A 26,735-nucleotide genomic window follows, 5' to 3' on the forward strand; every position below is an offset into this window, starting at 1 on the left:
GATCGAAACGGGGAGCATGTTAACCGCTGGCCGGGCAAAAGTCTTGTCAGGGCAGTCGCAGGCTGACCAGCAGCGGATTGTGATCGGAGCTCGTCACCGGGACGGCACGCGGTGCGCTCGCTTCCAGGCCGCGAATAAAGATGTGGTCCACCGCCTGACCCAAGAAGGTGCTGCGGTGGTCCGGTTCGAAATCGAGGCCGCGCAGGCCGTGGCGCTGCATCAACTCGAGCAGGGCCAGCTGGCGTGCCTGGCGCCAGGTGTTGAAGTCGCCGGCCACCACCGCGGGCCCGCCGTGGCTGTTCAGCAGCGCGTCGAGTTGTGCCAGCTGTCCCTGGTAATCCTCGAGGCCCAGGGCGAAATTCACCGCGTGAATGTTGATCGCCAGCAGGCGCTCGTCGCGCCCGGCCAGGGGGTACTGGGTGACGGCCATTGCCTTCGGTGTACCCAGCCAGGGCTCCATGGTCTGCAGGTCGCACTCCACCAGGGGAGCCACCTGACTCAGTGTCATTACGCCGGTGTGCAGGTTCTCGCTCTCATAGCCGGGGGCAAAGGCCGTCCCCGCCCGTCCTGGCAGCACGTCGGCAATCGCGGCCTCCGTGGTGGCTTCCTGCAGGAAGGTCAGCTCGATACCCTCGCCGAGGCTTGCCAGGTCCCGGCGCCAATCGGTCTGGCTGGCCTTCTGCAGGTTCCAACTGAGAACCTCGAACTCGCTTGCCAGGCTGGTTCCGGCATCTCCGGGGGGGGCGCTCAGTTGTCGGGCGCAGGCGGCCGGGTCTGCGCCCGCCGGGGAGGATTCCGGCCAGAGGCCCGCACCCAGAGTGGCGCCCGTGACCAGAACGAGGCCGGCGAGGAAGGCGCTGTGTTTTCGCGGTAGGGGCATGGGTGGTGGTGGCTGTCCTGCTGTCAGTAAGGTGGCACAGTGTGCCCGGATGCGAGGGCGTCGCCAAGCGGTGTGGCTTTGGAGTGTTCCGCTACCTGGAAGTTCCCGCCGGGCCTAGATGCGTTCCAGGTAGGACTGGTATTCCAGCAGGGTGATGCGGCGCCGGAACTCGTCCACCTCCTGTTCCTTGGTCAAGGTAAATATCCGCTGCAGTTCGCCCCCGAGGCCGTCGTGAATGAAGTCGGAATGGCGAAAGCGCTGCAGGGCATCGTGCATGTAGACCGGCAGTGAGCCCCGTTTCTGAGAGTAGCCGTCGCCGCGAACCGGTGCGCCGGGGTCGGCCTGTTGTTCGATGCCGTCGAGCATGGCGGCCAGGATGACGGCATAGAGCAGGTAGGGGTTGCTGTCGGCACCCGCCACACGGTGTTCCAGCCGGCGGGCGGCGTGGGAACCCGCGGGTACCCGGACGGCGACCGTGCGGTTCTCGTAGCCCCAGCTGGGGTAGGTGGGCGCGTGGCTGCCGGCCTGGAAGCGTCGGTAGCTGTTGAAGCCGGGGGCAAAGATGATCATCGAGTCGGACATGTGCTGGAGGCAGCCGGCGATGGCCTGGTGAAGCAGGGGGGTGCCGCGCTCGCTGCCGTCGTCAAAGATATTCCGCCCCTGGGCGTCCAGCACACTGCAGTGCACATGCATGCCATTGCCGGCCTGGTCCTCAAAGGGCTTGGGCATGAAGCTGGCGACCAGTCCGTGCTTGTGCGCGACACCCTTGATCAGGCGCTTCATCATCAGGATCTGGCGCGCTCCCAGGGCCGGGTCGGCAACATGCTGCAGGTTGATCTCGTACTGCGACGGGGCCGATTCCTTGACCACCCCATCGAAGGGCAGATCCTGCAGTTCGCAGGCCAGGCGCAGTTCCTCCATCATGGGTCCGTGCTGGTTGAGGATGTCCAGGCCGTACATGTTGCCGCCCACAGGCTCGCCGCCAGGGGATGCGTGGCAGGTGTGCCGGGGCAGGGTCTGATCCCAGTGCACCAGGCTGAATTCCAGCTCCGCTGCCATGACTGGGGTCCAGCCGGCGTCCTGGTAGCGGCTCAGCACCTGGCCAAGCACGTGCCGCGGGTCCCCCAGGTAGGGCGTACCGTCCGCGTCGTACATGGACAACAGCACCTGGCCATGCTGGCCGCCGGGTGACCAGGGGGTCGACAGCAGGGAGCCCTCGACGGGCCGACAGATACCATCGGCGTCGCCGGACGCGAATACCAGTTCCTCCACATCCCGTCCCCAGATGTCCAGGGAGAGTGCGGTTTTGGGGAGTTTGAGCTCGCCGTCGAAAATCTTGGTCAGTTTGTGGCGCGGTAGCCATTTGCCGCGCAGGACGCCGTTGCAATCCGGCAGCAGGGCTTCGACTGTGGTGATTTCGGGGTGGGCCCGCAAGAACCAGTCGGCTTCCAGGGACATTCGGGCACCGTACATACTGGGGGTTTGGCGGACTTTGCAGGATTTGCCGGCAGGGCACAATACCCCAGCTGGGCCAGCTTGGCGTAGTGCATCTCTCGGCGGAATACGGAGAGATTCCCCTATAGCATCGGGCGGTAAGGTCGCGCTCGCCGGGAATCGCCGCGCCGCGCTTGGGCTTACTGGTCGGCGGGCCCCATGTAGATGGTCAGGGGGTCGCGCCCCGCCGCTTCCCCGAGACAGGAGAGGGAATTGATGAACAGTGCAAACAGGTCGGTCTGGGAGCTGACGTCCAGCTTGCGGTAGATGCTCTTGCGGTGCCGGCGCACGGTTTCAAGGGCGATGCCCAGGCGCTGGGCGGTGATGTCGGTGCCATAGCCCCGCAGCATCAGTTCCAGCACGTCCTTTTCCCGGGGCGAGAGGAAGGCGGTGCCGAAGGTGCGAAAGGCCAGGTCGATCTGGTGATCCAGGCCCGGCTGGATCAGGTGGGTCACGGCGAAGTCGTCGTGCTCGCTGTGGCTGCGAATCAGTTCGGAGACCGGGTCGGCCAGCAGGTAGAGGGTCTGGTACTCCTCCTCGGAAAAGGGGCCGCGCTGGGGCAGGCGCATCATGCACAGGTTGATGACATTGCCCGCCCGCAGCTGTGACAGGTAGATGGCTTCATCCACGGTGCCCGTGTCCGCATAGTATTCCTGGTAGTAGCGGGAGTCCTCGAGCTTGCCCGCGACACGGCCCAGGCGGTAGATCCTGGCCCGCGGTTGCTGCATCGAGGTCTGGAAAAAGGGGTCTTCCCGGTAGGGGCCTTCCAGGTAGTAGTCGATCTGCGCCGCCACGGCGCTGGCGGGAATCTCGTGGTAGAGCACCTGGGGCGGCAGGTCCTTGTGATAGAGCCAGACCTGCGGGTAGTCGAAGGGCACCTGACCGCGAATGGCCTCGATCAAGCGGGGGAAGAAGGCCTCGCTTCCCAGCGCGCCAATCGCGCGCGACAGGTCGCGGTTCCACTTGCTGATCTGCTGGATATCGGTCATGTGTTGTGCTTGCCCCACCCCTTGCGTGCCGCGCGCCCGGCTGCGACCGCGTGCCGGGCTCTAGCGGCCCGGTGGTTCCAGTTTGTGCAGGGCGGGTCGGCTTGTCAAATGGGTTTCCCGGCGCGCCGGCGCTATACTGCCACTCTGGATGCGCGGAGCCGCTGATCATGACGAGGTCCTTACTACTCGAGGCGGGCGCCGGGGACGCGGTGCCCACCAGCTACACGCGAGGCCTGTTCCAGGGCCTGTCGCGGCGCGGCCTGGTGCGCGACGGGCTGCTCTGGCGGGCCGGGTTCGCCTGGGACCCCCTGTGCGGGCAGGCCCAGGTGCGTCGTGTCACGCCCCAGCAATACAGTCGTCTGCTGGCGCTGCTGTTCCGCGAGCTGCGGGATGAAACCCTGGGTAGCATGCCGGACGCGCCGACCCCGCCGGGTACGCTGCGCCTGGTTGCCATCAGCATGCTCGGTGCCAGCCAGCTTGGCGTGGCGATGCAGCGGGCGACCGCCTTCAACGCCTGTTGCCGGGCCAGACGTCATCGGCCGCGCGAGAACCAGTTGCAGATCGATACCAGCGGCCGGACTGCGACCCTGACCTACCTCGGTCAGGGGATCGCTCCGCGCCACGAGCACCGGATGCTGGCTGGACTCGGCCTCTGGTTGCGCTTTTGCAGCTGGCTGATCGGCCAGGAAATCGACGTGCTGGAAGCCAGCTGTGCCGGGCCCGAACCGGGACGCACCGCGGCGTTGCGTCACTTCATGCCCTGCCCGGTGTCCTTCAACGCCAACACCAACTCCGTGACCTTCAGTGCCCGCCACCTCGAGGCGCCCATCCTGCGCAGCGAGGCGGATCTGATGGACTTTCTGCCCCTGGCGCCGTGGTACATGCTGGTGGCACCGGAGGCCGGTTATCAGAGTACCGCCGCTCGCATCCGCCGCCTGCTGGGGGGGGATTTTACCCGCCCGCTGCCGAGTTTTGAGGAGCTGACACGACTGCTGGGGATGTCCGCCCGTACGCTGCGTCGCCGTCTGGAGAAGGAGGGCACGTCATACCAGCGCATCAAGGATACTGCCCGGCGTGACATTGCTATCGGTCTGCTGCGGGATCAGCGCCTGTCCGCGGTGACGGTGGCGGAGCGCCTGGGTTTCAGTGATCCGAGCGCTTTCCACCGTTCGTTCCGGCGCTGGACCGGTCGCTCGCCGGGCCAGTTTCGCTGATCCCGGGGCGACGCTACACGCGCGGCCAGCGCCTTCACCAGGGCAGGGGGCCGGTGCGCCAGTGTTGATCCCAGGCGCGATAGACCTTGTTGCTGTAGCGCCGGCTGCCGGAACTGCCGTTGTAGGCGGCTAGCGCCCGGTGCAGGTCGCCATCTTCCCGCTGCAAGTAGAACTGCAGGATGCGACAACCGTACTCCAGGTTGGTGCGGTTGTCGGTGAGGTTGTCCTCGCGGCGGCCGATCTCGTTCTTCCAGAAGGGCATGACCTGCATCATGCCCTGGGCGCCCACCCGGGAAATGGCGAAGCGGTCAAAATGGCTCTCCACCTCGATCACCGCAAGGACCAGTTCCGGGGGCAGGTTGGCGCGGGTGGCCGCGGCGTGAATCATGCGCAGCAGGCCGAGGCGGAGTTCCGGGGTGTCGACGAATCGCTCGAGCCGCGTCGACATGTCCACCAGCCAGACCTCGGCATCGTAGCGGTCGGTGAAGCTGTCGGCGCGGTTGATGGTGCGGTCCAGGAACGCGCGCAGCGCGGCACGTTCAGCGGGGTCCTCGGGCTGTGCGGCGAGCAGCGATGGCAGCAGGAGCGCGGCCACCCCGAGGCAGATGGCGCGGCGCCTCCGCAGGTTCACGCTGCCGATCTCCGGCGTCAGCGACCCAGGCGCCGCAGCAGCTCGTCCACCGCGGCGTCGCGGCTGATCATTTCCGCGGACTCGTCGCGACGCCCCTTGTACTCCAGCTTGCCGTCCGCGAGGGTGCGCTCGCCGATCACCAGCCGATGGGGAATGCCGATCAGCTCCATGTCGGCAAATTTCACCCCCGGGCGCTCATTGCGATCGTCCAGCAATACTTCGACGCCGGCGGCGGTGAGTTTGCGGTAAAGGGACTCGGCACACTCGGCGACGGCGGGAGACTTGTTCATGTTGATGGGCACGATCGCCAGCTGGAAGGGCGCCATGGCATCGGGCCAGATGATGCCGTTGTCATCGTGGTTTTGCTCGATCGCAGCGGCGACGATGCGGCTGACGCCGATACCGTAGCAGCCCATGGTCATCAGCACGCTCTTGCCCTGCTCGTCGAGGACGGAAGCCTGCATGGCCTCGCTGTATTTGCGTCCGAGCTGGAAGATGTGCCCGACTTCGATGCCGCGGCGGATCAGCAGCGTGCCCTGGCCGTCGGGGCTGGGGTCCCCCTCGACCACCTCGCGGATATCCTCGACCTGGGGCAGGGGGCAGTCGCGCTCCCAGTTGACGCCGGTCAGGTGCATGTCGTCGCGGTTGGCGCCGCAGCTGAAGTCCGCCAGCAGCGCGGCGCTGCGGTCGGCGATCACCGGCAGTGACAGCCCCACCGGCCCGAGTGAGCCAAAGCCGGCGCCACAGGCCGCGCGCACTTCCTCCTCGCTGGCCATGCGCAGGGGGTTGGCCACACCGGGCAGTTTTTCTGCTTTCACGCTGTTCAACTGGTGGTCGCCGCGCAATACCAGGGCCACCAGCGAGTCGGGCTCCTCTCCTGCGACGATCAGGGTCTTCAGCGTGCGGCTGGCAGGTACACCCAGTTGCGCAGCAAGCGCCTCGATGGTGCGGATGCCCGGCGTGGGGATTTCCGCCAGGGTTTCGCCGGGGGCGGGGCGCTCGCCCGCCGGTGGCAGTGCCTCGGCCATCTCGACATTGGCGGCGTAGTCACTGCTGTCACTGAAGGCGATGGCGTCCTCGCCGGAACCGGCCAGAACATGGAATTCGTGGGAACCGCTGCCGCCGATGCTGCCATTGTCGGCGATCACCGGCCGGAACTCGAGCCCCAGGCGGGTGAAGATCTTGCTATAGGCCTGGTGCATGACCTGATAGGTCTCCTCCAGGGAGGCCTGATCGAGGTGAAAGGAGTAGGCGTCTTTCATCAGGAACTCGCGGCCGCGCATGATGCCGAAGCGCGGACGGATTTCATCGCGCACCTTGGTCTGGATCTGGTAGAGGTTCACGGGCAACTGCTTGTAGCTCCTGACCTCGTTGCGCACCAGGTCGGTGATCACCTCCTCGTGGGTCGGGCCCAGGCAGAAGTCCCGCTGGTGGCGGTCCTGTATGCGCAGGAGTTCAGGCCCGTATTGCTCCCAGCGTCCGGACTCCTGCCACAGCTCGGCGGGCTGTACCACCGGCATGCTGACCTCGATCGCGCCACTGGCATCCATCTCCTCCCGGACCACGCGCTCTACCTTGCGCAGCACGCGCAGGCCCAGTGGCAGCCAGGTGTAGAGGCCGGCGGCCAGCTTGCGGATCAACCCGGCCCGCAACATCAGCTGGTGGCTGATCACTTCGGCATCGGCGGGGGTTTCCTTCTGGGTACTGAGCAGGTACTGGCTGGTGCGCATGGCAGGCTGACATTCCGTTTATTGGACAGAGGGGCATTTTACGTCCCCAGCCAGGCCCGGTACAGCGCAAGCCGGTGTTTCGCCTGCCTGGTACCGTAGCGGTCGCGCTGGCTCGGGTAATTTGCCCCAGCGGCCGCGAAACTGCTTGTATTGCAGCTTTCCCTGTTTTATACAGGGCAGGAGCCTGCAGGCAAGGGCGGTTCCGCGTCGGCGGAAGCTTGCAGACGGGCTTGGAAGCGTCTCCCTCAATTCAAGCACACAAAGGAAGGTTGGATATCCATGGCTACCAAGAAAGCAGCAGCGAAGAAAGCGCCCGCCAAGAAGGCGCCGGCGAAGAAAGCCGCTACCAAGGCGGCTCCGGCCAAGAAGAAGGCGGCTCCGCTGATCAAGGAGAAAATGACCAAGACCCAGATCGTCGCCAGCCTGGCGGAGAGTACCGAGCTGACCAAGAAGCAGGTCAACGACGTGCTGAGCGAGCTGGAATCCCTGGTGGAGCGCAGCATCAAGAAGCGTGCCGTGGGCGAGTTCACCCTGCCGGGCATGTTCAAGATCACCACGGTGAAAAAGCCCGCTCGCAAGGCGCGCAAGGGCATCAACCCCTTCACTGGCGAAGAGACCACCTTTGCGGCCAAGCCGGCCAGCGTGGCGGTCAAGGTTCGCCCGCTGAAGAAAATGAAGGACTTCGCCGCCTCCTGATGCGGCGTGCCACCGGTGCCCTGCGCCGGTGGTGCCTCCCAAGCCCGCCGGGGTGTCCTCGGGATACCCTGAGGCGGCAGCCCGGCCGTCCCGCGGCCGGTCGTTTCTCTCGTCTTGGCCTGATACCGGCCATGGGGTAAAATCCGCGCCCTGTTTTTCTTGTCCACGGGAGGCGAGAGACCCATGCCCATTTACGAGTACCAGTGCCAGGCCTGCGAGCATCTTCATGAAGCCCTGCAGAAGATCAGTGATGCACCGCTGGTGGATTGTCCCGCCTGCGGGCAGCCCGCGTTGAAAAAGAAGGTGTCTGCCGCGGCCTTTCGCCTGAAAGGCGGTGGCTGGTACGAGACCGACTTCAAGAGCGGCTCCAAGAAAAACCTCGCTGGTGACGCGGCCACGGGCAGCTCTGAGAGCAAGCCCGCCACTGCCTCTGCATCCAGCGCGGGCAGCAAGGGTGCGGAAGCCGCCAGCGCCTGACACCCCCCGAACCCCGCGCCAGTCGGTGCGGGGTCACACCGACAACTGATGGATCCAAATTATGCGCACTCAATACTGCGGCGCCCTGGGCACGGCCGACATTGAAAAGACTGTCACCCTCTGCGGCTGGGTGGATCGTCGCCGCGACCACGGTGGCGTGATCTTCCTCGATGTCCGCGACCGGGAAGGCATTGTGCAGGTGGTTTTCGATCCGGACACCGGCGAGCACTTCCAGCTGGCCGACCGGGTGCGCAGTGAATATGTGATCAAAGTGACCGGGCGGGTGCGGGCGCGCAGCGAGGGCACGGTCAACCCGGGCATGCCCACCGGTGCCATCGAGGTCCTGGGCAAGGAGCTGGAGGTGCTCAACAGCGCGGCGACGCCGCCCTTCCAGTTGGATGAGCACACCGCCGTGGGCGAGGATGTGCGCCTGCAGTACCGCTACATGGACCTGCGTCGGCCGGAGATGCAGAAACGCTTTATCCTGCGCGCCAAGATCACCAGTGCAGTGCGCAATTTCCTCGACGGCGAGGGCTTCTTGGATATCGAGACGCCGATCCTGACCCGCGCCACCCCCGAGGGCGCGAGGGACTACCTGGTGCCCAGCCGGACCCACCCGGGGCACTTCTTCGCCCTGCCGCAATCGCCCCAGCTGTTCAAGCAGCTGCTGATGGTCTCCGGCTTCGATCGCTACTACCAGGTGGCCAAGTGTTTCCGGGACGAGGACCTGCGCGCCGACCGTCAGCCCGAATTTACCCAGATTGACATCGAGACAGCCTTCCTCGATGAAGCGGCGATCATGGAGATCAGCGAACGGATGATCCGCCAGCTGTTCCAGCAGGTGCTGGACGTCGACCTCGGCGAGTTCCCGCACATGACCTGGCACGAGGCCATGGAGCGCTACGGCTCGGACAAGCCCGACCTGCGCATCCCCCTCGAGCTGGTCAGTATCGACGACCTGATGCAGCAGGTGGAGTTCAAGGTTTTCCGCGGACCGGCGGACAATCCGGAAGGTCGCGTCGCGGCGCTGCGCGTGCCCGGCGGGGCGAGCATCAGCCGCAAGGAAATCGACGATTACACCCGTTTCGTCGGTATTTACGGCGCCAAGGGGCTGGCCTGGATCAAGGTCAATGACCTCGCTGCGGGCGTCGAGGGCCTGCAGTCTCCCATCCTCAAGTTCATGCCGGAGGCGGTGGTCGAGCAGCTGATGCAGCGGCTCGGCGCCGAAAATGGCGACATCATCTTCTTCGGCGCCGACCGCACGGCGGTGGTTAACGAGGCCCTGGGGGCCCTGCGCATCAAGGTGGGTCAGGACCAGGGCCTGGTGCGCGACGGCTGGGCACCCCTCTGGGTGGTGGATTTCCCCATGTTCGAGGACGATGGCAAGGGCGGCCTGACGCCGCTGCACCACCCCTTTACCGCCCCGGCTTGCACGCCCGAGGAGCTGCAGGCCAACCCGGCGGGAGCCCTGTCACGGGCCTACGACATGGTGCTCAACGGCACCGAGCTGGGTGGCGGCAGCGTACGTATTCACCAGCGCGAGATGCAGGATGCGGTATTCCGTATCCTGGGCATTGACGAGGAAGAGGCCGCGGAGAAGTTCGGTTTCCTGCTGCAGGCCCTGCAATACGGGGCGCCGCCCCACGGCGGCCTGGCCTTCGGTCTGGATCGCCTGGTGATGCTGATGACTGGCTCCCAGTCGATCCGCGACGTGATCGCCTTCCCCAAGACCCAGACCGCCCACTGTGTCCTGACCGATGCCCCCGGGGAAGTCGGCGCCGCACAGTTGCGCGAACTCAACATCCGCCTGCGCCAGCGTGAGGGCGGGGACAGCAAGCCAGCAGAGGCCTGAGCGGGCAGAACGGACAGCACGGAGAAGTACGCCATGGCGGGACACAGCAAATGGGCCAACATCAAACATCGCAAGGCGGCGCAGGATGCCAAGCGCGGCAAGATGTTCACCAAGCTGATTCGCGAGCTGACCATCGCTGCTCGCAGCGGTGGGCCGGCACCGGAGGATAATCCGCGCCTGCGCGCCGCCGTGGACAAGGCCCTCGGCTCCAACATGACGCGGGACACCATCGACCGGGCGATCGCCCGGGGTGCGGGCACCAACGAATCCGAAAACATGGAGGAGTTGACCTACGAAGGCTACGCGCCGGGTGGGGTTGCGGTGCTGGTGGAGGCGATGACCGACAACCGCAACCGCACGGTGGCGGAAGTGCGCCACGCCTTTAACAAGCGCGGCGGCAACCTCGGCACCGACGGTTCCGTGGCCTACCTGTTCAGTCGCAAGGGCCAGATCTCCTTCGCCCCCGGCGCGGACGAGGAGCAGGTGATGGAAGTGGCCCTGGAGGCGGGGGCCGAGGACGTGGAAAGCTTCGAGGATGGCTCGATTGACGTGACCACCGCCTGGGAGGACTTCAGTGCGGTGAAAACCGCCCTGGAGGAAGCCGGGCTGGAGATTGCTGGCGGCGAGGTGACCATGGTGCCCTCCACGACCGTAGCGCTGGATGCCGACGGCGCTGCCTCCGTGCTGGGCCTGGTTGACATGCTGGAGGATCTCGACGACGTGCAGAACGTCTATACCAACGCCGATATCCCCGACGACGTCTACGCCCAGCTCTGAGGGCGACAACCCGCCCTCGCGGCGGGCCAGCCTGTCCGGCGCCCCTGTTCCCGCGGGCCCGAATACTGTAGATTTGTACAGATAAGGGCGGCAGCACAGGCGAGCAGGGTATGGCGGTGATCCTCGGGATCGACCCCGGTTCACGCAAGACCGGTTTTGGCATCATCCGCCACGAGGGTGGTGCCAGTCGCTATGTCACCAGCGGCGTGATCCGCCTGCCCGAGGGCGAGCTGCCCGAGCGCCTGGGCATTATCTATCAGAGCCTCAACCAGCTGCTGGAGGAATTCCGGCCGGAACAACTGTCGGTGGAGCAGGTGTTCATGGCCCGCAGTGCCGGCTCCGCGTTGAAACTGGGCCAGGCACGGGGGGCGGCCATCGTGGCCTGCGTCGCCCGCGGGCTACTGGTGGCGGAGTACTCCGCGCGGCAGATCAAGCAGGCGGTGGTGGGGACCGGGGCGGCCGACAAGTTGCAGGTCCAGCACATGGTCAAGACCCTTCTGCGCCTGCCGGCGGCGCCCCAGGAGGACGCGGCGGACGCCCTGGCGGCGGCCCTGTGTCATGCCCACACGCAACACAGTATGATGCAGGTTCCCGGGGCCAGTGCGGTGCGTCGCCGGCGCCTGCGTTGACCCGACAACCCGACAGCAGCACAGGATACCGGCATGATCGGCAGGATTCGCGGCACACTGGTCAGCAAGCAGGCCCCGGACATTCTGGTGGATGTCGCCGGGGTGGGCTACGATATCCAGGTCCCCATGAGTACCCTGTTCCAGTTGCCGGAGCCCGGCGCCGAGGTGACCCTGATCACCCACTTCGTGGTGCGCGAGGATGCCCAGCAGCTGTTTGGCTTTGTCGCTGAACGCGACCGTCATCTGTTTCGCCAGCTGATCCGCGTCAGCGGCATCGGCCCGCGCCTGGCCCTCACCATCCTCTCGGGCATGGACGCCGCCCAGTTTGCGCGCTGTGTGCAGCGAGACGATCTCTCCGCCCTGGTGGCGCTTCCCGGGGTGGGCAAGAAGACCGCCGAGCGCCTGCTGGTGGAAATGCGCGACCGCCTCAAGGACGATATCAGTCACTGGGCGGGCAGCGACCCGGCGGCAGTGGCCAGTGGCGCTGCGGCGGCACCCGTCCACGACCCCGTGGCGGACGCCGAGGGTGCTCTGGTCGCGCTCGGCTACAAGCCGGCGGAGGCAGCGCGCATGGTTTCGTCGGTGCAGGACGAGGGCGCCGCGAGTAGTGAGGAACTGATACGGCGTGCTCTGAAAGCCGCGGTGAAAGCCTGATGATCGAGACCGACCGCCTGATTGCCCCCCGCGCCAGCGAGCGCGAGGAAGCCTTGGATCGCGCCATTCGCCCCAAGTCCCTGGCCGAGTACATTGGCCAGCCCGCGGTGCGCGAACAGATGAGTATCTTCCTCGCGGCCGCCCGCCAGCGCGGTGAGCCCCTGGACCACACGCTGATATTCGGGCCGCCGGGTCTGGGTAAGACCACCCTCGCCAGTATTGTCGCCCAGGAAATGGGTGTGTCGCTGAAAACCACTTCCGGGCCGGTGCTGGAGAAGGCCGGGGATATCGCCGCCCTGATGACCAACCTGGAGCCGGGGGACGTGCTGTTCATTGACGAAATCCATCGCCTGAGCCCCTTCGTTGAGGAAGTGCTCTACCCGGCGATGGAGGACTACCAGCTGGACATCATGATCGGCGAGGGCCCCGCGGCACGGTCGATCAAGCTGGATCTGCCGCCCTTTACCCTGGTGGGTGCGACCACCCGGGCGGGCCTGCTGACCTCGCCGCTGCGGGATCGGTTTGGCATTGTGCAGCGGCTGGAGTTCTACCAGGTGGCCGACCTGGCGAAGATCGTTGCCCGTTCCGCGGCCATCCTGGGTATCGATATCGATGAACGGGGCGCCAGTGAGATCGCCCGCCGCGCCCGGGGCACCCCGCGTATCGCCAACCGGCTGTTGCGGCGGGTGCGGGATTATGCCGAGGTCAAGGCCGACGGGCACATCAGCGCCGAGGTGGCCGATCGCGCGCTAGACATGCTCAGCGTCGACCACCAGGGCTTCGACCATCAGGATCGCCGCCTGCTGCTGGCGATGATCGAGAAGTTCGACGGCGGTCCGGTGGGGGTGGACAGCCTGGCGGCTGCGATATCCGAGGAGCGCGGGACTATCGAGGATGTGCTGGAGCCCTTCCTGATCCAGCAGGGCTTCATGGTTCGCACACCGCGGGGGCGCATGGTCACACGCTCGGCCTACCTGCACTTCGGTTTGCCCGCCAGCACCGGCGGGGCGTCATCCGGACAGCCTGTCGACCCGGAGCTTCCCTTCGATCCGCCCGAGGAATCGGCGTGACGGCGATGGAATTTTCGCTGCCCGTCCGCGTCTACATGGAGGACACCGACGCCGGTGGCATTGTCTACTACGTCAACTACCTGAAATTCATGGAGCGGGCACGCACGGAGTTCATGCGTCAGCTGGGCTTCGGGAAAGACTGGATTTTCAGCCACGATCTCATGTTCGTGGTGCGCGACGTGGCCGTTCGCTACCGGCGCCCGGCCCGTCTCGACGATGCACTGAGTGCCACGGCGCGCGTCCTTCACATCGGCGGTGCCTCTCTGCTGTTGCAGCAGGCAGTGCGGCGCGGTGATGACGAGCTGGCCAGCGCCGAAGTCGGTTTGGCCTGCGTTGCCCGCGACGGGGTGCGACCGCGGCGTTTGCCGCAGGAAATGCTGACTGCCCTGCGCGCGGCGCAGGGCGATAACCACCAGGGGGAACCCGCTTGAACGAAGAACTGAGCATACTTCAATTGATCCTGCAGGCCAGCTTTACCGTGAAGCTGGTCATGCTGCTACTGGTGCTGGCCTCGGTCGTTTCCTGGTACATGATCGTGCAGCGCTTCCTCTACTTCCGTGAGGCGGCGGACGAAATGTTCGACTTCGAGGAGAGCTTCTGGTCGGGGATCGACCTGGCCCAGCTCTACCGCGAGGGCAACGAGCGCAGCGCCGAGGGAGAGGCCATCATCGGTATGGAGAGCCTGTTCCGGGCCGGTTTCAAGGAGTTCTCCCGCCTGGCCAAGCAGCCAGACCTGGACGCCGAGTCCCTGGTGGAGGGCGCGCGTCGCGCCATGCGGGTGGCGCTCCTGCGGGAAGAGGAGCGCCAGGAAAGGCACCTGGCCTTCCTCGCCTCCGTGGGGTCGACCAGCCCCTACATTGGCCTGTTCGGCACCGTGTGGGGGATCATGCACTCCTTCCGCGGACTGGCCAATGCCACCCAGGCCACACTGGCCACCGTGGCGCCTGGCATCTCCGAGGCCCTGATCGCGACGGCCATGGGCCTGTTCGCGGCCATCCCGGCGGTGTTGGCCTACAACCGCTTCTCCAGCAAGGTCGACAATTTCGCCAACCGCTACGACACCTTCATCGACGAGTTCTCCGGCATTCTCTATCGCCAGGCCTACGCCCTGCGAGCCCGGGACCGGAAAGCGGGGTAGACGGTCGTGGCGAGACTGCGCAAGAAACGCGGGGCGATGTCGGAGATCAACGTCGTTCCCTATATCGACGTCATGCTGGTGCTGCTGATCATCTTCATGGTGACGGCACCGATGCTGATGCAGGGCGTCAAGGTGGAATTGCCCGAGGCCGACGCGGAGCCGGTGGAAAACCAGGACAGCGAGCCGGTGATTGTTTCCATCGACGCCCAGGGGCAGCTGTTCCTCAATCTGGGCGAGGATGAAAAACAGGCCCTGGAATTGGCCACCGTGGCCCAGCGAGTGGGTGCCGTGGTGCGCCGCAGCCCGGAAAAGCCTGTCCTGGTCTGGGGTGACCGCGCGGTCCCCTATGGCGAGGTGGTGACCCTGATGGCGGCGCTGCAGGCGGCGGGAGCGCCCAGTGTCGGCCTGGTGACAGAGCCGCCCCAGTGAACCTGCGCGAGCTGTTTTCCCCCCACCGCCCGGCGGGGCCGCGGATCGTCCTGCGCCCGACCCTGGCGACCCTCGCCCTGCACGGTCTGCTGATCGTCGCGATTACCGCCAACTGGTCCTTCTTCGAGCCCGAAGTGGTGCCCCACAAGCCGATTCCCAAGGTCATAGCCGCAACCCTGGTGGATCCGGCGGATCTCGCTCGTCCGCAAGCCAAGCCCGAGCCGAAGCCCGAACCGAAACCGGCGCCGAAGCCGGCGCCCAAACCCGAACCGAAGCCAGAGCCCAAGCCGACGCCCAAGCCGAAACCCAAACCTGAGCCGAAGCCTGAGCCGAAGCCTGAGCCGAAGCCTGAGCCGAAGCCTGAGCCGAAGCCNGCCTGAGCCGAAGCCCGAACCGAAGCCTGCGCCCAAACCCGAACCCAAACCCGAGCCGAAGCCACAGCGCGACCCGGGCCCCACTCCCCAGGAGCTGGCGGAGCTGACGCGGCAGGCCCAGGCCCGCCAGCGCGCCGAGGCAGCGCAGCGGGCGGCGGCGCAGCAGGCAGCCGCCGAGGGCGAGCGGCTGGCCGCCAGCTACGCGGCGTTGATCCAGCAAACCGTGATACGCTACTGGAGTCGCCCCCCGAGCGCGCGCAACAATATGGAGGCGGTGCTGTCCATACAGCTGATACCCACGGGGGATGTGGTGAGTGTGAGCGTACTGAGATCCAGCGGCGACAGTGCCTTTGACCGGTCCGCCATAGCGGCGGTGGAGCGGGCGGGGAGTTTCCCGGAGTTGAAGAACCTCCCCCCGCGTGAATTTGAGCGAAATTTCCGGCGATTCCGCCTGGTGTTCAGACCCGAGGATCTGCGTTACTGATGAAAGCGATACGAGTGTTCCTGCTGACGGCCTGGGCCCTGTTCCTCGCCCACAGCGCACGCGCCGAGCTGGTGATCGAGATTACCCAGGGCATGGACAACCCTACCGCGATTGCGGTGGCGCCCTTTGACTGGGCCGGCGGGGGCACCCCGCCCGAAGACGTCGCCCAGGTCATTGAGAATGATCTCGCGCGGAGCGGCCAGTTTGCACCGGTGGATCGCGGTGACATGCTGGCCCGGCCCACGCGCCAACAGGAAATCTTCTACCGCGACTGGCGCGCCATCAACAGCGAATACCTGCTGATCGGCCGGGTGTCGGTGACCGACAGCATCCAGATGCGCATCGAGTATGAGCTCTACGACGTCAATCGCCAGGCACGTATCCTGAATGGCTATGAAGAGGGGCATGTGCGCGATGCCCGCATGTTGTCGCACCGGGTCGCCGATGAAGTCTACGAGACCCTGACCGGGGTGCGCGGGGCCTTCTCCACGCGCCTGCTGTATGTGGCAGTGGAGCGGGTGCCTGGAGAGAAGAGTGTCTATCGGCTGACCATGTCCGACTCCGATGGTGCGCGACCGGTGGTGTTGCTGGAGTCCCGCGAGCCGCTGCTGGCGCCCAGCTGGTCGCCGGACGCCAAGCACATTGCCTACGTGTCATTTGAAACCAGCCGACCGGCGATCTTCCGTCAGGAGCTGGCCACCGGCGCGCGGGAGCAGCTGACCAACTTCCAGGGGCTGAACGGCTCGCCCGCCTGGTCGCCGGACGGTCGGCGCATGGCCATGGTGCTCTCCAAGGATGGCAGCCCGGACATCTACGTCATGGACCTGGCGAGCAAGGCACTGACCCGTATTACCCGGCACTATGCCATCGACACCGAGCCCACCTGGTCACCGGATGGCCGGTCGATCTACTTCACCTCCGATCGCGGCGGCAGGCCACAGATCTATCGCTATGACATGGCCAGTGGCAACACGGAGCGGGTGACTTTCGAGGGCCGCTACAACGCCCGTGCCCGCCTGGCCCAGGACGGCCGCAGCATGGTCGTGGTACACCAGTCGGACGGCCAGTTTCATATCGCCCTGCAGGACCTGGTCAGCAAGCGGCTGTTCGTATTGACCAGTACCGATCTCGACGAGAGCCCCAGTATCGCACCCAATGGTTCCATGGTATTGTACGCCACCAAGTCCGGGGATCGCGGCATACTGGCCGCCGTTTCCGTCGATGGCGGGGTGAAGTTCCGCCTGCCGTCCCGGGAAGGCGATGTTCGGGAGCCGGCCTGGTCGCCATTCCTGCCCCGCGGTCAATAGGCAATCGCGGGCGGTGCAAGTCTCTAGCGTTCAACTCTCATGAAGGAAACGAAGGCAATGAAACAACTGACTGTTGCTGGCAAGATGCTGACTCTGCTGTTTGCAGCGGCTTTCCTGGTGGCCTGTTCCAGCAAGGGCACACGTGACGATGATGCGGCAGCCGAGGCTGCGGCGCGTGCGGCCGCGGAACGGGCAGCAGCCGAAAGGGCCGCCGCCGAACGGGCCGGTTCCGAGCGCGCCGAGCAGCAGCGCCTGGAAGAGGAAGTTGCGCGGGTCGGCAACGTGTTCTATTTCGAATTCGACAGCTCCACCCTGACGCCCCAGGCGCAGGAGTCCCTGGATGCGCACATTGCCCTGCTGCGCACCAATGACCGCACTGTCCGCCTGGAAGGTCACACCGACGAACGCGGTACCCGGGAGTACAACATGGCACTGGGTGAGCGTCGGGCCAACACGGTTCGCGATTACATGGTGGTCAATGGCATCCCCAGCTACCGTATCGAGACGGTGAGCTACGGCGAGGAGCAACCCGTTGCCTATGGATCCGGTGAGGCCAACTGGTCCCAGAACCGGCGCGTGGAACTCAAGTAAGGCGTAACGCGAAGGACCGGGCATGCGAGAGCTGAGCAAGGCGCTGTTGGCAGGCGGGTTGGCCCTGGTGGCCGCTCCACTGTACATGTCGGCGCAGGCACAGGATTACATCGACCTCGAAGCCGAGCGCGAGCGCTCGGCGCGCTCCGAGGCCACCGCGGAATCGCGGCCCGACCCCTATGCCCCGCAAGCCGCCCGCAGCTACCCGGCGACCAGTTTCGGGGTGCGGGGCGCGCCGGCGCCGACCCAGCAGGCCCAGGCACCGTCCCCAGTGGATGGAGGCGCAGCAGCGCAGGGCGCCGCGGGGCCGGTATCGGGCGGATCTGCTTCGGGTGGTGGCAACGTCGGTCAGCTGTTCATGACCGTACAGCGCCTGCAGCAGGAGGTCATGCGCCTCAATGGTATCGTCGAGGAGCAGGCCCACGAGCTGCGCAGCCTGCGCGAGCAGAGCCTGGAGCGTTATGTCGACCTGGATCGGCGGCTGGGGCTGCTTGCGGGTGCCGATCCGGGCGCTGCGGGTGGCGCCGCGAGCGCTGTGGGGCCGTCTTCCTCCGGGGAGAGCGCAGCAGCTCCAGAGCAGTCCGGCGAGCGCGAGGCCTACCAGTCGGCCTACAACCTGGTGCGCGACCAGCAGTTTGACCAGGCCGTCGGTGCTTTCCAGCAATTTCTTCAGGATTACCCGGCGGGTCGGTTTGCTCCCAATGCCTATTACTGGCTGGGTGAACTGCACCTGGTGACACGTCCACCAGACCTCGAGGCGGCACGTCAATCCTTCATGCTGCTGCTGGAGCTCTATCCGCAGGACCAGAAAGTCCCGGATGCCCTGTTCAAGCTCGGCAAGCTGCATTTCGAGAAGGGTGAGCGCGACAAGGCCCGGGAGTTCCTGGAGCGTGTGGTCAATCAGCATGCGTCCTCCGGTAGCGGTGCCGTCAACCTGGCCCGGGATTTCCTGCGCAACAATTACTGAGACGCGCGTGGACCTCTCCGCCAGCCTTAGAATTACCGAGATTTTCCATTCCCTGCAGGGCGAAACCCGCACCGTCGGCTTGCCGACGGTCTTCGTGCGCCTGACCGGGTGCCCCCTGCGCTGTGTTTACTGCGATACCGCCTATGCATTCAGCGGGGGTGAACTGCGCACGCTGGAAGGCATCCTCGAGGAGGTTCGCCGTCATGGTGCTCACTACGTCACGGTGACGGGGGGCGAGCCCCTGGCGCAGCCAAACTGCCTGCCGCTGCTGGCAGCCCTGTGTGACGCCGGCTACGAAGTGTCCCTGGAAACCTCCGGTGCCCTCAGCGTCGCCGGGGTCGACCCGCGGGTGGTCAAGGTGCTGGACTTGAAGACACCGGCCTCTGCCGAATCGCACCGCAATGACTATGCCAACATCGATCAGCTGAATCCCCGCGATCAGGTCAAGTTCGTGATCTGCGACCGGGCAGACTACGAGTGGGCGCGCTTCAAGCTGGACGAGTACCGGCTGGCGGAACGGGTGGACGACGTGCTGTTTTCCCCCTCTCACCACGATCTCCCTGCGCGCGAGCTGGCGGAGTGGATTCTCGCCGATCGCCTGCCGGTACGCCTGCAACTGCAACTGCACAAGCTGCTGTGGAACGATGAGCCCGGACACTGACTCCCCGCGCGCCGTGGTTTTGGTCTCCGGCGGCCTGGACTCCACCACGGTACTGGCGATGGCCCGTGCCCGAGGCTACGCCTGTTATACCCTGAGTTTCGACTACGGCCAGCGGCACCGGGCAGAGCTGGCGGCGGCGGAGCGCGTATCCCGCGCCCAGGGGGATGTCGAACACAAGGTGGTGAGCCTGAATCTCGACAGCATCGGCGGCTCGGCGCTCACCGACCCGGACATCGCGGTCCCCGAGGAGGCGACCGAGGGTATTCCGGTCACTTATGTGCCCGCGCGCAATACGGTGTTTCTGTCGATCGCCCTGGGCTGGGCGGAGGTGCTGGGAGCGGAGGCGATCTTTATCGGGGTCAACGCGGTGGACTATTCCGGCTACCCGGATTGCCGGCCGGCGTTCGTGGCTGCCTTCGAGACCCTGGCCAACCTCGCCACCCGCGTTGGCGTCGAGGGCGGCAAGCTTCGGGTGGAGGCTCCCCTGATGCATATGAGCAAGGGGGAGATCATCCGCGAGGGTCTGCAGCTCGGGGTGGACTACAGTCTCACCGTGTCCTGCTATCAGGCTACGGATGCGGGGCTGGCTTGCGGCCGGTGCGATGCTTGCCGGCTGCGCCGGGAGGGTTTTCTGGCGGCCGGCGTGAACGATCCGACCCGCTACCGCTGAGTCTCCCGTGTCTCTCGCCGAAAAGTGATAAAAAGTCGTCCCACGGTGGCTAAAATCGCTTGAGTTTTTCCGCCAGATCCGTAGTATACGCACCTCGTTACGGGTCGTTAGCTCAGCTGGTAGAGCAGTTGGCTTTTAACCAATTGGTCGCTGGTTCGAATCCAGCACGACCCACCATTTTTCAAGGGGTTAGCGGTGATTTGCTGCTAACCCTTTTTTCTTTTCCGACACCTTTCCGACAGTGGTTTTTGCGGCCTTGCCGTGTACCAAAGTCAGTGTCGGCGTCTGGGCAATGTCACGGTTGACGATCCGCTCACTGGCCTCAATCAGCTCGCTGATTTCGGCCGCCGAGTAATGCGTCGTCATATCGCCGTTCGCATGCCCCAGCAGGCATTTGCGGGTCTCCAGCGGAACACCCGCCGCCCTTAATCTGCGCCCGCATGTATGGCGCAGGTTATGGATGCCTTTCAGGACACCTTCATGGACGGGCAGTCCCGCATCCTTCCAGGCCCGCCGCCATCCATTGCTGTGAAGCCGCTTCATGGGCCGGCCCCGGTATGTAAAAACATACTCCGGGTGAATGCCGCGCCGCGCTTCAACGACCCTGCGAGCGATGGAGTTCAGGGCCACAACCCGCTCCATTCCGGTTTTTGTCGCGGTTTCCGGGAGAACGAAGACAGACAGGTTGAGATCGTCTATCCATACCTCCCAGTCCCAGCGGAGCCGGCAAATCTCCAGCTCCCGGCATCCGGTATTGACCGCAAACAGCGCGGCTTGCTCCAGATGTCCCGGCAGCGCCTTCAGCAGCCGCTCCTGCTCTTTCCATGAAAGAGGGTAGGGCTTGGCCTGCCTGCCCTTTGTTGACAGCCTGGTGAGCTTTGGCGGGGCCTGGCGCAGCCAGGGCCGTCCGTCCTCGTGACGCCAGACCCTTGCCGCCCTGTTCAATATCGCGCTGACGGCGATCAGGGCGTTATTGACCGATTTTGGCGCAAGACCGCGCGCCAGTTCATGGTCAATGAAGGGCTTTAGCGTCCCGTCATGTACCTGCTCCAACGCCAGATGGCCGAGAAAGGGCAGCATCTGGTCGATATGTATGGCTACAGCGTCAACAGAGGGCTTGTGTGCTATATCTTCGAGGTAGCGCATAGCCGCTTCTTCGAAGAGATAGACAGCTTCCCGCTTCCTTGCGGCTTCCTCTTCAATACCTGCCAGTCGCCTGATCAGGTATCTTTCCGCCTCAGTGCGGCTAGCTTTTCCCGTGCTTTCACGGATCCAGCCGCCTTCGGCGTGTTTGCATCGTTTTTCGATGTGCCAGATACCGCCCTTAAGGCGGAGCCCCGGCATTCTGCTTTGCTTAGACATATGTCGTCCTCCGGTGCAGAGGCCTTAGGACGACGCCCGTTGCACCGCATATATTCGTCCACCCAGGCGTCGAGTTCAAGCCGGTCAAAGGCAACGGACTGGGATCCCAGCGGAATCTCGGTGATATGCGGCCTGACCTCGGCGTTGAATTTGTTCCGATCCATACCGAGATAGCTGGGGGCATCCCGCAGCCTTATCAGTCGGGGAAGCAGAGTCAGCCGCAGGCTGGATTGATCCGATCCTTTGCTCATGGGCTAGATGTTATTGCCAGGCCACCGACCGAAACCGCGCACGAAACGCGCGCGGGGCAGGGTGTGCATCCAGGGGTAGCGGTAGAGCCGGATAAATAGTGAAACCGTGATGGGTATGGTGTGCTTCTCGCGTATCCAGAAATCTCAAGATGCGCGCACATAAGTCGTTTTGAGCAGTTTGTTAACCGGTTTTTAACGAAATTCCCATAACAATTATAGGTAGAACGAATAGAAGAGGCGCGTATGGAGATAAAAGTAAAAGGAGAAATGACACTTGTGGAGATACGGCAGGCGCTGTTCGAAAAGCTCAGCGAGGTTGAGTGCGACCATGCAATACGATATTCGTTCGGCGCGACGCTATTCCTCAATCCAACCAATGGCTTTGGCGATGCGGTCAGCCCATCGGTCTCAAAGGTTTACAGCCGTGGGCCGTATAAGTCAGCAGCAGATGAATACAAAATCTAATATCTGTTAAGAGAAAGGAGTATCCCATGAAGACCCCATGCTATATCGGATTGGATCAGGCCCGTCAGGTCTTGTCGGATATGGGCATCGAGCTTAACGACCGGCAGATGAAACGAGCCGCTGACAAGGATGCCAGTGGCAGGCGGAAACTGCCCTTCTTCGTCGATCCAATTGAGGGCCGGTTGAAGATCGAGAAGGGTTCGCTGGTGCGAATATACCAGGAGCTACAGGTTCAGGCTGAGAATAGCGTAAAGGACTAAGAATTTGCTTGAACAGGCTGGAATCCGGTAGTAATCATTAAGATTCATGTCAGATATAAGAAAACGGGTCGGCAGGAAAGGTACGACATACCAAGTACGCTACCCGAGCAACACGACAAAATCAGGCTACGCCTACGCCACCTTTAATACGAGAAAGGAGGCGCAGGCGTTTGTCGAAAGTGGTGAAATCGGTAAAAGGTCTAAAGCTCCGCGATGCGAAATCACAACTGTGTGTCAGGCAACCGATGCTTGGCTTCGGATCTGTGAAAAGGAAGGTCTAAACGGCCGTGAACCCGTTACCGCTTACACCCTGAAGAACTATGAGTATCGAGCAAACTTCATCCGATCCTATGACTGGGATAAAGGTATTCACGATTTGACAGCGCCTGATATCGTTGCCTTTAGATCGTGGCTTCTTCGGAACGACATAAGCCGTGATCTTGCCAGCAAAGTTCTATCATCGTTCCAGTCCGTGATGAAAGAAATGACCATTCAAGGGGTCATTTCCCAGAATGTCGCCTCTGGAATTTGTATTCGCTCGGATGCGCGCTATAAAGAGCCGGTGAAAATTCCAACAAGAAAGGAAGTCCTGGCTTTGTTAAATGCGGCCGATACGCTCGCGAATGCAAAGAACCAAACAATTGCCAGAGCCTGGCAACGGTACCGACCCATGTTATATCTCGCGGCAGATTCCGGCATGAGACCCCAGGAATACCTGGCAATCTCAAAAGGCTGCCTGACAGACCGTGGAGTTCAAGTACAAAGGGCAATTGAGGGTAGCGGAACCAAGATTTCTGTAACGAAGACACCGGCGGCGCGTCGTCTCATTGAGCTTAGTCCAGAGGTAATGGAAATGGTGCGCGACTATGCTAAGTATCACGCGTGTCAGAATCCCCACGATCTGGTCTTCCCCGCTTCAAATGGCGGACTGCAATCACGTCGGAACTGGCAGCGACGTGGATTTAATGTAGCATGCAGAGAGGCTGGCTTGCTAGAAACGGTAGAAGTCGAGGGTAAGAAGTTAGAGCAGCCCAAATATCGTCCCTATGATCTTCGCCATTTTTTTGCTTCGATGTTGATTCAAGAAAAGACCAATCTAAAAAAGATACAGACTTTGATGGGGCATACTAATATTGAAACCACCCTCAATGTTTACGGTCACTTGCTGCCAGACGAGAATGATGATGAAGCTGGAGGCATGATTAGCGGTTTGTTGCAGAAAAGTTGTGGCGGGTCTGTGGCGGAAAAATCCTAAATGACTGAGGATACGGATTTTTATTATGCATGGGGTGCAAGGGGTCGGAGGTTCGAATCCTCTCGCCCCGACCATAATAAAAACAATAGGTTAGGGTTAAAAAAGAGGTTGAAGCGACAACTTTTCCGCCATCTTTGCCACAAATAGCTGCCCTCTGTAACCCGCAGAAATCCGCCATTGTCCTTTTTGGCCGGTTTCAGCTTGTGGCGAATTTGTGGCAAGTTTTTGTGCAACAAGTGATTGGCTCGCGTATACAAAGATGTGTATCGATTCGCTAACCCTACAAGGAGAGCATGGTAGGTGAGCAGCCTGTCCGTCATTCGCGATACGAAGCAGGAAGTCTCCCCACAAGCCTATCATAGTACGAAAACATCGACTCCCACTTGCAACCTAATTGCTATGCAAACCATCACATAAAGTTGCGGAAGTCATAGACGCTATCAACCATGTCCTTGTTCTGCTGGATGATGTCCGCGAATGCTTTGGAATAGACAAGCGTAACCGGCAGCTTCTTATACAGAGTGTTGTTGTTCCAATCCATTTTGGTAAGGCCAAGAATACCCGAACAGGTTTCGTGCCAGCCGCCTACGCCTGAAAAACGGCGAACAAGAACAGGTGAAGGGGTAGGCTTTAGAGGCCCTTCCTTGTAGACATTGAAATTCGGATTCTTGAGGTTAACGCCGGTCACACTGCCTTGCGTCCAAAGGAGAGCTTCATTGCGTTCAATAGGAATATAGGTGCCCCGCATGACAGGATATCCGTGGGCCTGGGGAGGCTTCTTGGTGTCAAAGCGGACACCCTTCCAGTTTGTCCCTTTTACGATCTGGACAAGTTCAACGTCCGTACCATCACGGAACGTATCGAGCGCACCTAGTATTTCCTGTTCCTGAAACGGCGTATTCTTGTGAACGGTGATCTTTCGAGGCAGTCGTCCGAAATGACCACTTTGGTAAATCTCTAGACTACGAGAGAGAACCGATTGCATCTCATAGTATGAAAGATACGGATTTTTCTTGCTGTCCTGCGTGAACTCTCGCGCATCGTAGGCTACGAACCGGAACCCCGTTCCGTCTGGATCAAAGACCTGGCTGCAACAGGTCGTATAAAGGTTTCCGCTCTTATCGGTCTTCATGGCATAGCTGATGCCGATGAAGGCCTCATCTTGGCTTAATCCGGTGAGCTTCCAGGGCACACCTCCGGCCTTGGCGTAGATCGCGACGCTTATGCCCCACATAACATTGGCGCGGCACCTCCGCGTAAAGCTCTTCTCCCGAACAATTTGTATCGGGATATTCGATGGTGCGCAGTATGCTTTGAGGTAATCGTGAAAATCGAAATTTTCACCTTCGAAACATGCGGCCCAGCTTTGCGGTAAATATAAAAGTGCAATATCAAAATTGCTACGCACGCTCCGAAGCTGGGCGACACACTGGAACAAGCCTTTTGCGAGTTCTTCTTTCTGCCCGGTCTGAGCATACCTATCAAGCTCATCGGGAAAGGAGATAACCAGAGCATTATCCTGGCTGGCGATGGGAATACGAAATAGCGTTTCAAAGCCAGGATATTCAGGGTAATAGTTTGATGCTTCCCGCACCTGCGCAGTTCCTTTCAGCTCCCGAACCAATCCGGTGAGCTTGCCCATATCCGCTTTGGGGGCGAGAAGCGCCAGGCGAAGCGTGGCTGGCGCACCAAATTTCAGGCCGTACGGCCCGTGATTGATCAACCCCATCAACGGGTGTCTACTGGTTCTGCCTCCGGCAAAGACAAGTTCCGGTTCGGGTAGTGTCGCATAGCCACTCAACTCTCCTGTGCCTGATATCATGCGACAAGCCTCCGCGAAAATGTCGTCCTATTGCTTACGCGAAAACGCGGGTTTTCAATCTCGTTTCCATCGGAAAAAGGCGTCAACGTGATTTCAGAATTGCGCTGATCAGTGTCAAAGAGTAACTTGATCCACGCATCCAAAAGTGCATTGAACTTATCGTTCTTCCTGTCGCTACGCCTCTTGTCCAGAAAGTCTCGGGCATTGGCTCGGTCGCGAGGTGGCCATATCCAGATGTCTGGGTCGATCATAATCCAGAAACGACCACCCTTCTGATCAACGGATATCCGCAGCGCCTCAGCCCATTGAACCTGTTGGGCTTTCGGTTTTTCGGGAGTGGGGACTGTAAAGACCCCCGGCACCGTGCCAGATACTTTGCCGACAACTTGAAACAATGGATCCAGACTTCCAGCATCTTCGGTATGCTGATCGGCAATCAGGAACACTGATCCGTGCCGCACACGGACGAGCAAGGGACGTTCGCGTGCAAATGCATATCCCAGAGCCTGTTCGATAAATCCCTTTACGTGTAGATTGCCCGGGGCGCGAATGTCATCCGGCAAGGCACGGGACTCTACTGTCTGGATCGCCCCTGCGAATCCCCGGCGGGCGTCATCTTCTTTTCCCCAGCACCACACTGTATCTGATTTGGTCAGAACTAGGGTTTGTTGCGACGCACCTGCAACTTTTCTAACCTCATCCCACTCAATGGTTTGGTTCGATGACAGTGACAAGCATTCGGATGGCATGCCCAGTATGGGGAGGGCATTGAGACGAAGGAGCGGCTGTTGTCTTCCAGCTGATGGTAGGGGAATGTTCACTTCCGACAAATGTGCTTTGCGTACCTTAGTGTCCAAGTCGTGCGACTTGGCATCGATGTTTCGCCATAGACGAAGCATCAGCGCATCAAACGTCTCAATCTCGACAAGTTCGGCGGTCACTCCTTTACTCTGTGCAGCCGTGAGCAGCTCCGAGACCGCAGGATGTACAGAACAGCCCTTTAAGCCAGTCCAGTAAAGACCGTGTGGGAAAGGATTGGGCGTCTCTAGAGCTTTCTTGAACAGAGCCATGACGCTCTCATCACGCCCGCTATAGCCAGCGACGATAAAGCCAAAGCGATTGGCGGCATTCAAAAGGCAGGCGGAGAGTTCCTGGTTCTGTTTTTCCAGGTCGGCACTTAAGTTCTTGATGCTGTCGTAGCGAAAGTCGCCGTGGAGCTTGCAGTAAATAGGGAATTCTTCGTTGTTGAGAGCAGTATTGGCCGCGTATGATCCTTCTAGGTGAAATGCCGCGAATGACCGGCCGCTGACTTCAGCAACTGATTTTTCTACGACGCTATCAAAATTTGTTGTAAATACGGCACGGCACATTTCATTCGTGAGTAAAGCACCTAGAACACGGTTGCCCACCGATAATGCGACTTTATCTTCGGCCAGCTTGGCACTCATATATCTCCGCTGGCGTTCCTTATCGTTGCCGAAAATTTTCTCAAAATAGGTGGAATATTCCTGATCCGCCCACAGCTCTGGGAAACCGTGCGCATCCATATACTAACGTTATCGAAAGTAATGTCACTCGATAATGTATCGACATTCGGGTTGTCGGA

28 protein-coding genes and 1 tRNA gene are annotated in these 26,735 nt (G+C 62.2%); 21 read left to right on the forward strand and 8 right to left on the reverse strand.

Annotation, left to right across the window (positions count from 1 at the left end; genetic code table 11):
- Positions 1-46: 46 nt before the first annotated feature.
- The 3 genes from ACYVGS_RS14020 to ACYVGS_RS14030 all read right to left on the reverse strand — a co-directional run bounded on the left by ACYVGS_RS14020 (position 47) and on the right by ACYVGS_RS14030 (position 3,363).
- The gene (locus ACYVGS_RS14020) at positions 47-880 is read right to left on the reverse strand and encodes an endonuclease/exonuclease/phosphatase family protein (RefSeq protein ID WP_460589300.1); all 834 of its coding nucleotides are present in this window, start codon (positions 878-880) and stop codon (positions 47-49) included.
- A 114-nt stretch (positions 881-994) separates the two neighbouring features.
- Complete coding sequence (locus tag ACYVGS_RS14025) at positions 995-2,338, reverse strand: glutamine synthetase family protein (protein WP_460589301.1); 1,344 nt, start codon at positions 2,336-2,338, stop codon at positions 995-997.
- 176 nt (positions 2,339-2,514) lie between these two features.
- Positions 2,515-3,363 carry a helix-turn-helix transcriptional regulator gene (locus ACYVGS_RS14030; protein ID WP_460589302.1) on the reverse strand — a complete coding sequence of 283 codons (849 nt, stop codon included), beginning with the start codon at positions 3,361-3,363 and terminating at the stop codon, positions 2,515-2,517.
- Positions 3,364-3,530: 167 nt separating this feature from the next.
- On the opposite strand from ACYVGS_RS14030, the gene ACYVGS_RS14035 reads away from it, so the two are divergent.
- Positions 3,531-4,577, forward strand: a complete 1,047-nt coding sequence (locus ACYVGS_RS14035) for an AraC family transcriptional regulator (RefSeq protein ID WP_460589303.1) — start codon at positions 3,531-3,533, stop codon at positions 4,575-4,577.
- A gap of 34 nt (positions 4,578-4,611) precedes the next feature.
- Here the strand turns inward: ACYVGS_RS14035 and ACYVGS_RS14040 are convergent, their stop codons facing one another.
- Together ACYVGS_RS14040 and ACYVGS_RS14045 are read right to left on the reverse strand one after the other, a co-directional pair.
- The gene (locus ACYVGS_RS14040) at positions 4,612-5,208 is read right to left on the reverse strand and encodes a lysozyme family protein (RefSeq protein WP_460589304.1); all 597 of its coding nucleotides are present in this window, start codon (positions 5,206-5,208) and stop codon (positions 4,612-4,614) included.
- A 17-nt stretch (positions 5,209-5,225) separates the two neighbouring features.
- Positions 5,226-6,938, reverse strand: coding sequence for a proline--tRNA ligase (locus tag ACYVGS_RS14045; protein WP_460589305.1), 1,713 nt, complete (start codon positions 6,936-6,938; stop codon positions 5,226-5,228).
- A gap of 279 nt (positions 6,939-7,217) precedes the next feature.
- On the opposite strand from ACYVGS_RS14045, the gene ACYVGS_RS14050 reads away from it, so the two are divergent.
- From ACYVGS_RS14050 to ACYVGS_RS14130, 17 genes are all read left to right on the forward strand, one after another.
- The gene (locus ACYVGS_RS14050; protein ID WP_460589306.1) at positions 7,218-7,634 is read left to right on the forward strand and encodes an HU family DNA-binding protein; all 417 of its coding nucleotides are present in this window, start codon (positions 7,218-7,220) and stop codon (positions 7,632-7,634) included.
- A 183-nt stretch (positions 7,635-7,817) separates the two neighbouring features.
- Positions 7,818-8,111 carry an FmdB family zinc ribbon protein gene (locus tag ACYVGS_RS14055; protein ID WP_460589307.1) on the forward strand — a complete coding sequence of 98 codons (294 nt, stop codon included), beginning with the start codon at positions 7,818-7,820 and terminating at the stop codon, positions 8,109-8,111.
- Between the two features lie 61 nt (positions 8,112-8,172).
- The gene (gene aspS / locus ACYVGS_RS14060; protein WP_460589308.1) at positions 8,173-9,963 is read left to right on the forward strand and encodes an aspartate--tRNA ligase family protein; all 1,791 of its coding nucleotides are present in this window, start codon (positions 8,173-8,175) and stop codon (positions 9,961-9,963) included.
- A 33-nt stretch (positions 9,964-9,996) separates the two neighbouring features.
- Positions 9,997-10,740, forward strand: a complete 744-nt coding sequence (locus ACYVGS_RS14065) for a YebC/PmpR family DNA-binding transcriptional regulator (RefSeq protein WP_460589309.1) — start codon at positions 9,997-9,999, stop codon at positions 10,738-10,740.
- 110 nt (positions 10,741-10,850) lie between these two features.
- Positions 10,851-11,369, forward strand: a complete 519-nt coding sequence (gene ruvC / locus ACYVGS_RS14070) for a crossover junction endodeoxyribonuclease RuvC (RefSeq protein WP_460589310.1) — start codon at positions 10,851-10,853, stop codon at positions 11,367-11,369.
- Positions 11,370-11,402: 33 nt separating this feature from the next.
- Positions 11,403-12,023 (forward strand): Holliday junction ATP-dependent DNA helicase RuvA, encoded by a 621-nt coding sequence (gene ruvA, locus ACYVGS_RS14075; protein WP_460589311.1) that lies wholly within the window; start codon positions 11,403-11,405, stop codon positions 12,021-12,023.
- Positions 12,023-13,093, forward strand: a complete 1,071-nt coding sequence (gene ruvB, locus ACYVGS_RS14080) for a Holliday junction branch migration DNA helicase RuvB (protein ID WP_460589312.1) — start codon at positions 12,023-12,025, stop codon at positions 13,091-13,093. Before ruvA ends, ruvB begins: the two co-directional genes overlap by 1 nt.
- Before the next feature lie 5 nt (positions 13,094-13,098).
- Complete coding sequence (gene ybgC, locus ACYVGS_RS14085; protein WP_460589327.1) at positions 13,099-13,524, forward strand: tol-pal system-associated acyl-CoA thioesterase; 426 nt, start codon at positions 13,099-13,101, stop codon at positions 13,522-13,524.
- On the forward strand, positions 13,521-14,231 hold the full coding sequence (tolQ, locus tag ACYVGS_RS14090; RefSeq protein ID WP_460589313.1) for a protein TolQ: 711 nt from the start codon (positions 13,521-13,523) through the stop codon (positions 14,229-14,231). The genes ybgC and tolQ overlap by 4 nt, the downstream gene beginning before the upstream one ends.
- Positions 14,232-14,267: 36 nt before the next feature.
- Complete coding sequence (gene tolR / locus ACYVGS_RS14095) at positions 14,268-14,660, forward strand: protein TolR (RefSeq protein ID WP_460589328.1); 393 nt, start codon at positions 14,268-14,270, stop codon at positions 14,658-14,660.
- A 582-nt stretch (positions 14,661-15,242) separates the two neighbouring features.
- Positions 15,243-15,518 carry a cell envelope integrity TolA family protein gene (locus tag ACYVGS_RS14100; protein ID WP_460589314.1) on the forward strand — a complete coding sequence of 92 codons (276 nt, stop codon included), beginning with the start codon at positions 15,243-15,245 and terminating at the stop codon, positions 15,516-15,518.
- Positions 15,518-16,825, forward strand: a complete 1,308-nt coding sequence (gene tolB, locus ACYVGS_RS14105) for a Tol-Pal system protein TolB (RefSeq protein ID WP_460589315.1) — start codon at positions 15,518-15,520, stop codon at positions 16,823-16,825. Before ACYVGS_RS14100 ends, tolB begins: the two co-directional genes overlap by 1 nt.
- 57 nt (positions 16,826-16,882) lie before the next feature.
- Positions 16,883-17,416, forward strand: a complete 534-nt coding sequence (pal, locus tag ACYVGS_RS14110) for an OmpA family protein (protein ID WP_460589316.1) — start codon at positions 16,883-16,885, stop codon at positions 17,414-17,416.
- A 22-nt stretch (positions 17,417-17,438) separates the two neighbouring features.
- A complete protein-coding gene (gene ybgF, locus ACYVGS_RS14115) occupies positions 17,439-18,383 on the forward strand; it encodes a tol-pal system YbgF family protein (RefSeq protein ID WP_460589317.1) in 945 nt (314 codons plus the stop codon).
- 7 nt (positions 18,384-18,390) lie between these two features.
- Positions 18,391-19,044 carry a 7-carboxy-7-deazaguanine synthase QueE gene (gene queE / locus ACYVGS_RS14120; protein WP_460589318.1) on the forward strand — a complete coding sequence of 218 codons (654 nt, stop codon included), beginning with the start codon at positions 18,391-18,393 and terminating at the stop codon, positions 19,042-19,044.
- On the forward strand, positions 19,028-19,714 hold the full coding sequence (gene queC, locus ACYVGS_RS14125; protein WP_460589319.1) for a 7-cyano-7-deazaguanine synthase: 687 nt from the start codon (positions 19,028-19,030) through the stop codon (positions 19,712-19,714). The genes queE and queC overlap by 17 nt, the downstream gene beginning before the upstream one ends.
- Positions 19,715-19,815: 101 nt before the next feature.
- Positions 19,816-19,891: transfer RNA gene (locus ACYVGS_RS14130), tRNA-Lys, on the forward strand.
- A 12-nt stretch (positions 19,892-19,903) separates the two neighbouring features.
- Here the strand turns inward: ACYVGS_RS14130 and ACYVGS_RS14135 are convergent.
- Positions 19,904-21,076: a tyrosine-type recombinase/integrase gene (locus ACYVGS_RS14135; protein ID WP_460589320.1), complete on the reverse strand. Its 1,173-nt coding sequence runs from the start codon at positions 21,074-21,076 to the stop codon at positions 19,904-19,906.
- Between the two features lie 494 nt (positions 21,077-21,570).
- On the opposite strand from ACYVGS_RS14135, the gene ACYVGS_RS14140 reads away from it, so the two are divergent.
- Genes ACYVGS_RS14140 through ACYVGS_RS14150 form a run of 3 tightly spaced genes read left to right on the forward strand, consistent with a single transcriptional unit; the run spans position 21,571 to position 23,307 of the window.
- Positions 21,571-21,792, forward strand: a complete 222-nt coding sequence (locus tag ACYVGS_RS14140) for a hypothetical protein (RefSeq protein WP_460589321.1) — start codon at positions 21,571-21,573, stop codon at positions 21,790-21,792.
- Between the two features lie 26 nt (positions 21,793-21,818).
- The gene (locus tag ACYVGS_RS14145; RefSeq protein WP_460589322.1) at positions 21,819-22,052 is read left to right on the forward strand and encodes a hypothetical protein; all 234 of its coding nucleotides are present in this window, start codon (positions 21,819-21,821) and stop codon (positions 22,050-22,052) included.
- 46 nt (positions 22,053-22,098) lie between these two features.
- Entirely contained in the window at positions 22,099-23,307 is a 1,209-nt protein-coding gene (locus ACYVGS_RS14150) for a tyrosine-type recombinase/integrase (protein ID WP_460589323.1), read from the forward strand.
- A gap of 409 nt (positions 23,308-23,716) precedes the next feature.
- Here the strand turns inward: ACYVGS_RS14150 and ACYVGS_RS14155 are convergent, their stop codons facing one another.
- Together ACYVGS_RS14155 and ACYVGS_RS14160 are read right to left on the reverse strand one after the other, a co-directional pair.
- On the reverse strand, positions 23,717-25,129 hold the full coding sequence (locus ACYVGS_RS14155; RefSeq protein ID WP_460589324.1) for an argonaute/piwi family protein: 1,413 nt from the start codon (positions 25,127-25,129) through the stop codon (positions 23,717-23,719).
- Positions 25,126-26,676, reverse strand: coding sequence for an SIR2 family protein (locus ACYVGS_RS14160; RefSeq protein WP_460589325.1), 1,551 nt, complete (start codon positions 26,674-26,676; stop codon positions 25,126-25,128). Before ACYVGS_RS14160 ends, ACYVGS_RS14155 begins: the two co-directional genes overlap by 4 nt.
- Between the last annotated feature and the right edge of the window lie 59 nt (positions 26,677-26,735).

The organism is Haliea atlantica, from assembly GCF_054779855.1.

Excerpts from the sequence above, each read along its gene's own strand:
- ACYVGS_RS14145 (WP_460589322.1), top strand. The coding sequence starts at position 21,819 with ATGAAGACCCCATGCTATATCGGATTGGATCAGGCCCGTCAGGTCTTG.
- aspS (WP_460589308.1), top strand. The coding sequence starts at position 8,173 with ATGCGCACTCAATACTGCGGCGCCCTGGGCACGGCCGACATTGAAAAG.
- ACYVGS_RS14020 (WP_460589300.1), bottom strand. The coding sequence starts at position 880 with ATGCCCCTACCGCGAAAACACAGCGCCTTCCTCGCCGGCCTCGTTCTG.
- ACYVGS_RS14150 (WP_460589323.1), top strand. The coding sequence starts at position 22,099 with ATGTCAGATATAAGAAAACGGGTCGGCAGGAAAGGTACGACATACCAA.
- ACYVGS_RS14035 (WP_460589303.1), top strand. The coding sequence starts at position 3,531 with ATGACGAGGTCCTTACTACTCGAGGCGGGCGCCGGGGACGCGGTGCCC.
- ACYVGS_RS14055 (WP_460589307.1), top strand. The coding sequence starts at position 7,818 with ATGCCCATTTACGAGTACCAGTGCCAGGCCTGCGAGCATCTTCATGAA.
- ACYVGS_RS14045 (WP_460589305.1), bottom strand. The coding sequence starts at position 6,938 with ATGCGCACCAGCCAGTACCTGCTCAGTACCCAGAAGGAAACCCCCGCC.
- ruvB (WP_460589312.1), top strand. The coding sequence starts at position 12,023 with ATGATCGAGACCGACCGCCTGATTGCCCCCCGCGCCAGCGAGCGCGAG.
- ruvA (WP_460589311.1), top strand. The coding sequence starts at position 11,403 with ATGATCGGCAGGATTCGCGGCACACTGGTCAGCAAGCAGGCCCCGGAC.
- ACYVGS_RS14065 (WP_460589309.1), top strand. The coding sequence starts at position 9,997 with ATGGCGGGACACAGCAAATGGGCCAACATCAAACATCGCAAGGCGGCG.
- queC (WP_460589319.1), top strand. The coding sequence starts at position 19,028 with ATGAGCCCGGACACTGACTCCCCGCGCGCCGTGGTTTTGGTCTCCGGC.
- pal (WP_460589316.1), top strand. The coding sequence starts at position 16,883 with ATGAAACAACTGACTGTTGCTGGCAAGATGCTGACTCTGCTGTTTGCA.
- tolB (WP_460589315.1), top strand. The coding sequence starts at position 15,518 with ATGAAAGCGATACGAGTGTTCCTGCTGACGGCCTGGGCCCTGTTCCTC.
- ACYVGS_RS14160 (WP_460589325.1), bottom strand. The coding sequence starts at position 26,676 with ATGGATGCGCACGGTTTCCCAGAGCTGTGGGCGGATCAGGAATATTCC.
- ruvC (WP_460589310.1), top strand. The coding sequence starts at position 10,851 with ATGGCGGTGATCCTCGGGATCGACCCCGGTTCACGCAAGACCGGTTTT.
- ybgF (WP_460589317.1), top strand. The coding sequence starts at position 17,439 with ATGCGAGAGCTGAGCAAGGCGCTGTTGGCAGGCGGGTTGGCCCTGGTG.
- ACYVGS_RS14030 (WP_460589302.1), bottom strand. The coding sequence starts at position 3,363 with ATGACCGATATCCAGCAGATCAGCAAGTGGAACCGCGACCTGTCGCGC.
- ACYVGS_RS14135 (WP_460589320.1), bottom strand. The coding sequence starts at position 21,076 with ATGTCTAAGCAAAGCAGAATGCCGGGGCTCCGCCTTAAGGGCGGTATC.
- tolR (WP_460589328.1), top strand. The coding sequence starts at position 14,268 with ATGTCGGAGATCAACGTCGTTCCCTATATCGACGTCATGCTGGTGCTG.
- ACYVGS_RS14155 (WP_460589324.1), bottom strand. The coding sequence starts at position 25,129 with ATGATATCAGGCACAGGAGAGTTGAGTGGCTATGCGACACTACCCGAA.
- ybgC (WP_460589327.1), top strand. The coding sequence starts at position 13,099 with ATGGAATTTTCGCTGCCCGTCCGCGTCTACATGGAGGACACCGACGCC.
- ACYVGS_RS14050 (WP_460589306.1), top strand. The coding sequence starts at position 7,218 with ATGGCTACCAAGAAAGCAGCAGCGAAGAAAGCGCCCGCCAAGAAGGCG.
- ACYVGS_RS14025 (WP_460589301.1), bottom strand. The coding sequence starts at position 2,338 with ATGTCCCTGGAAGCCGACTGGTTCTTGCGGGCCCACCCCGAAATCACC.
- ACYVGS_RS14140 (WP_460589321.1), top strand. The coding sequence starts at position 21,571 with ATGGAGATAAAAGTAAAAGGAGAAATGACACTTGTGGAGATACGGCAG.